Raw genomic sequence first — 4679 nt, 5'->3', positions numbered from 1 at the left:
GCCTGGGCCGGCGCCGGCGCCGCGCCGCCCGCCTGGACCCCGGCCGGATCCTCGCCGTCCACGGCGATCACCGCGATCAGGTCGTTGACCGGCACGTCGGCGGTGCCCTCGGGCACGACGATCCGGGCGAGCACGCCCTCGTCGATCGCCTCGACCTCCATGGTCGCCTTGTCGGTCTCGATCTCGGCGAGCACGTCGCCGGACTTGATCGCGTCGCCCTCCTTCTTGAGCCACTTGGCGAGGTTGCCCTTCTCCATGGTCGGCGAGAGGGCGGGCATCAGGACGTTGACGGGCATGGTTCAGGTCTCGTCCGAGGGCAGGGAGGGGGCGTCGGGTTCGGCGCGGGGATCGGCGAAGGGAAACAGGTCGTCCAGCGGAAACGGGACGGCGTCGAAGGGCGGCAGGGCCACGGTCTCGCGGCGCGTCACCGTCCCGAGCAGCAGCCATCGGGACGCGGTCAGCGCGAAGGCCTCCAGCACGCCGTCGGCGGGATCGAGCAGCCAGAGGTGCCCGACGCCGGCCTCCGCGTAGATGCGCCGCTTCGGGCCGCGGTCGAGACGCACCGTGGACGGCGACAGGATCTCGCAGACCCAGTCCGGCGGCGTCTCGACGAAGGCGGTCTCCGGCTCGGCCGGCAGCCGCTCGCGGCGCCAGCCGGCGAGATCGGGCACCACGACCTGCGCTCCGAGATGGAGCTCGGGTTCGATCATGAAGATCCAGCCGCCCGGTCCGCCGCGTCCGTGCCGGAAAGGGGGGCCCAGAACGGAGCCGAGATCCAACGCCGCCATCGCATGCCGCGGCCGCGGTCGCGGATGCGTCTCCAGCGCCCCGTCGATGATCTCGGCGACGAGGTGGTCGGGGACCGCTTCGAGGTCGGCGTAGGTGGCGTGCCGGAGCGCGGGTTCGGCCATGGCCAGAATCCCGTCAGTTCAGGCCGCCGGGATCGAGGCCCTCGGCCTCCCACCCCGCGCGAATGCGCTCGAACGCCTCCTCCTCCGACAGGTCGGTCTCCAGGGCGTAGGCGCGGGCGGCCTGCCGGGCGAGGTCGACCATCAGGCGGCCCCACGTGGCGGGGTCGTCGAAGGACCGGCGCAACGCCACGCTCACCGCCCCGTCGACCACGGCCGCGCGCAGCACCTCGATGCCGCCCTGCTCCAGGGCGTCGGGGGGGACCTCGAGGGCTTGGAAGGATTCACTCATACGACGTCATGACCCATCGATGGCCCCGTTCCCGCCGGTCAGGCACGAAGGCGGATCGCATTCACCGGTAGCAGACGGCTTTGGCCGCCTCGACGACCTCGGCGACGTTGGGCAGGGCGAGCTTCTCGAGGTTGGCGGCGTAGGGCATCGGCACGTCCTTGCCGGTGACGCGCAGCACCGGCGCGTCGAGGTAGTCGAACGCGTCGACCATCAGGCGGGCCGAGATCTCGGCGCCGATGCCCGATTGCGGGAAGCCCTCCTCCACCGTGACGCAGCGGCCGGTCTTCTTGACCGACGCGAGCACGGTCTCGGTGTCCATCGGCCGGATCGTGCGCAGGTCGATCACCTCGGCCTCGATGCCCTGGTCGGCCAGGATCTGCGCCGCCTTCAGGGCGTAGGTCATGCCGATGGCGAAGGAGACGATGGTCACGTCCTTGCCGGTGCGGTGGATCCGCGCCTTGCCGATCGGCAGCACGAAGTCGTCGAGCTTCGGCACCGGGAAGGTCTGGCCGTACAGGATCTCGTTCTCGAGGAAGATCACCGGGTTCGGGTCGCGGATCGCGGCCTTGAGCAGGCCCTTGGCGTCCGACGCCGTGTAGGGGGCGATCACCTTCAGGCCCGGCACGTTGGAGTACCAGGCGGCGTAGTCGTGGCTGTGCTGGGCGCCGACGCGGGCGGCGGCGCCGTTGGGGCCGCGGAACACGATCGGGCAGCCGAGCTGGCCGCCGGACATGTACAGGGTCTTGGCCGCCGAGTTGATGATGTGGTCGATCGCCTGCATGGCGAAGTTGAAGGTCATGAACTCGACGATCGGCTTCAGGCCCGACAGGGCCGCGCCGACGCCGATGCCGGCGAAGCCGTGCTCGGTGATCGGGGTGTCGACCACGCGGCGGGCGCCGAATTCCTGCAGCAGGTTCTGCGTGACCTTGTAGGCGCCCTGGTACTCGGCGACCTCCTCGCCCATCACGAAGACGTCCTCGTCCCGGCGCATCTCCTCGGCCATGGCGTCGCGCAGCGCCTCGCGGACGGTCATCGTCACCATCTCGGTGCCGGCCGGGAACTCCTCCATCACCGGCTCCGCGGCCTTGTTGGTGATGGTGGCGGGCGCGGCCGGCGCCGCGGGCTTGTCGTCGCCGGTCTTGGCGGTGGCCGACGGGGCGGAGGCCATGCCCTCGGCCTGCATCGTCGGCGTCGGAGCGGGCTGCCCGCCCGTGTCCGCACCGTTCGGCTTCGACGAGGCCCCTCCGGCGGCGGCCGCCGCGACGTCCTCGCCCTCGCCCGCGATGATCGCGATCGGGGTGTTGACGGCGACGCCCTCGGTGCCCTCGGCGACCAGGATCTTGGCGAGCGTGCCCTCGTCGATCGCCTCGACCTCCATGGTCGCCTTGTCGGTCTCGATCTCGGCGAGCACGTCGCCGGACTTGATCGCGTCGCCCTCCTTCTTGAGCCATTTGGAGAGCTTGCCCTCCTCCATGGTCGGAGACAGGGCGGGCATCAGGATGTCGGTCGCCATGGAGGGTCTCTGATCGGTGAGGCGGGCGGGGCGGCCTGGCAGGGGATCGTCGCGGGGCGGCGGCGCGCCCTCAGGCGCGCGCTTCCAGGAGGATGTCGGTCCACAGCTCGGACGGATCCGGCTCGGGATCGTGCGTCGCGAACTCGGCGGCGTCGTTGACGGTCTCGCGGACCTTGGCGTCGGTGGCCTTGAGCTCGGCCTCGGCGACGCCGTGCAGCTCGATCAGGCGCTTGCGCACCATCTCGATCGGGTCGTGCTCGTCGCGCATCTTCGAGACTTCGTCCTTCGTGCGGTACTTCGCCGGGTCGGACATCGAGTGGCCGCGATAGCGGTAGGTCTGCATCTCGAGGATGTAGGGCCCCTCCCCGGTGCGGGCATGCGCGATCGCCCGGCCCGCCGCCTCGCGGACCGTGCGCACGTCCATGCCGTCGACCTGCTCGCCGGGGATGCCGAACGAGATGCCACGCCGGGAGAAGTCCGTCTGCGCCGAGGCGCGGGCGACCGAGGTGCCCATGGCGTAGCGGTTGTTCTCGATCACGTAGACCACGGGCAGCTTCCACAGCTGCGCCATGTTGAAGCTCTCGTAGACCTGGCCCTGGTTGGCCGCGCCGTCGCCCATGTAGGTCAGGCTGACCTTGCCGTTCTTGCGGTAGGCGTCGGCGAAGCCGAGGCCGGTGCCGAGCGAGACCTGCGCGCCGACGATGCCGTGCCCGCCGAAGAACTGCTTCTCGCGGCTGAACATGTGCATCGAGCCGCCCTTGCCGCGGCTGTAGCCGCCGCGGCGGCCGGTGAGCTCGGCCATCACCCCCTTCGGGTCCATGCCGCAGGCGAGCATGTGACCGTGGTCGCGGTAGCCGGTGATGACCTGGTCGCCGTCGACCGAGGCCATCTGCATGCCGATGACGACCGCCTCCTGGCCGATGTAGAGGTGGCAGAACCCGCCGATCAGGCCCATTCCGTAGAGTTGCCCCGCCTTCTCCTCGAAGCGGCGGATCAGCAGCATCTGATGGTAGGCGTGGAGGTCTTCCTCGCGGGTGAATTGCGGCGCGTTCGGTGCGGGCTGGTGCTCGGCCGCCACGGCCTCCGGCGTCTCCGCGGCAGGGTTGGGCTGCCCCGCATCTTTCGCGGCATCCATCGGCGTGCTCCCGTGCTGGCGTCTGTTCCCGCCCGGTTTAGGACACGCGCTCCGGGAATGCGAGGGCCGACGCTCTGACAGGTGTTTGTGGTTGTCATACCCGATCCGCATGCCCGATCGGCATGATCCCCTCGGGACGGCGGATGCGGGCCGCGTTCAAGCCGGGACGCGCGCGCGGGACTGGAGGCGGTGCCCGCTCACGGGTCGATGACGACCACGTCGTTGGCGTGCACCCGGCCGAGGACGACCCGGGCGCGCTCCTCCAGCAGGTCGCGGTCGATCTGCTCGCTGCGCAGCAGCGCGACGCGGTGCTCCCAGGTCGCCCGCTCGGCCTTGGCCGCCGCGAGCTCCCGGGTGAGCCCGAAGGCCTGGATCTTGAGGGCGCGCTTGGCCTCCAGGCCCCGGTTGCCGTTCTCGGCCTGGTACACGAAGTAGCCGACCACCAGCCCGGACAGGGTCCAGAGGCTGAGAGGCAAAACGACCATTCTGACGCGGCGACGGACGACCATGGCGCGACCATCGTCCGGGTCGGTTAACAAAGCCTTTGCCGCGACCGCCGATCGTGCGCTCGGCGGTGGACGGCGGCGCCCGGATGGGTTGAACCGCGCCCCGCGGTGATGGACAGTCGGAACAAAGATCGAACATCGAGGCGGCCGCCCTGCGGTGCGGCGGTCTCGCGGAACGGGACAGCGCAGTGACCGCCCCGGTGCGGAAAGTCATCCACATCGACATGGACGCGTTCTACGCCTCCGTCGAGCAGCGCGACGACCCGGCCCTGCGCGGCCGGCCGGTCGCGGTCGGCGGCTCGCGCGAGCGCGGCGTGGTGGCCGC

Annotated in this window: 6 protein-coding genes and 1 pseudogene; 1 reads left to right on the top strand and 6 read right to left on the bottom strand. The window is 70.7% G+C overall.

Annotated features, from left to right (window positions below; genetic code table 11):
* The 6 genes from FV230_RS24870 to FV230_RS24845 all read right to left on the bottom strand — a co-directional run.
* On the bottom strand, positions 1-296 hold a 296-nt coding region (locus FV230_RS24870; RefSeq protein WP_348642162.1), incomplete at its 3' end, for a biotin/lipoyl-containing protein.
* Between the two features lie 3 nt (positions 297-299).
* On the bottom strand, positions 300-911 hold the full coding sequence (locus FV230_RS24865; protein ID WP_147728754.1) for a Uma2 family endonuclease: 612 nt from the start codon (positions 909-911) through the stop codon (positions 300-302).
* A 13-nt stretch (positions 912-924) separates the two neighbouring features.
* Complete coding sequence (locus tag FV230_RS24860; RefSeq protein WP_147844303.1) at positions 925-1200, bottom strand: DUF5076 domain-containing protein; 276 nt, start codon at positions 1198-1200, stop codon at positions 925-927.
* Between the two features lie 61 nt (positions 1201-1261).
* Positions 1262-2713, bottom strand: a complete 1452-nt coding sequence (locus FV230_RS24855; protein WP_147844302.1) for a pyruvate dehydrogenase complex E1 component subunit beta — start codon at positions 2711-2713, stop codon at positions 1262-1264.
* Between the two features lie 70 nt (positions 2714-2783).
* On the bottom strand, positions 2784-3848 hold the full coding sequence (gene pdhA / locus FV230_RS24850; protein ID WP_147728757.1) for a pyruvate dehydrogenase (acetyl-transferring) E1 component subunit alpha: 1065 nt from the start codon (positions 3846-3848) through the stop codon (positions 2784-2786).
* 197 nt (positions 3849-4045) lie between these two features.
* Positions 4046-4357, bottom strand: a complete 312-nt coding sequence (locus FV230_RS24845; protein ID WP_147728758.1) for a septum formation initiator family protein — start codon at positions 4355-4357, stop codon at positions 4046-4048.
* Between the two features lie 149 nt (positions 4358-4506).
* On the opposite strand from FV230_RS24845, the pseudogene FV230_RS24840 reads away from it, so the two are divergent.
* Positions 4507-4679: pseudogene (locus FV230_RS24840) on the top strand (DNA polymerase IV); the annotation flags it as partial.

This window comes from Methylobacterium sp. WL6, assembly GCF_008040095.1.
Classification (GTDB): domain Bacteria; phylum Pseudomonadota; class Alphaproteobacteria; order Rhizobiales; family Beijerinckiaceae; genus Methylobacterium.
The sequence above is the reverse complement of the archived record's forward strand: the minus strand, read 5'-3'. Positions and strand labels throughout refer to the sequence as shown.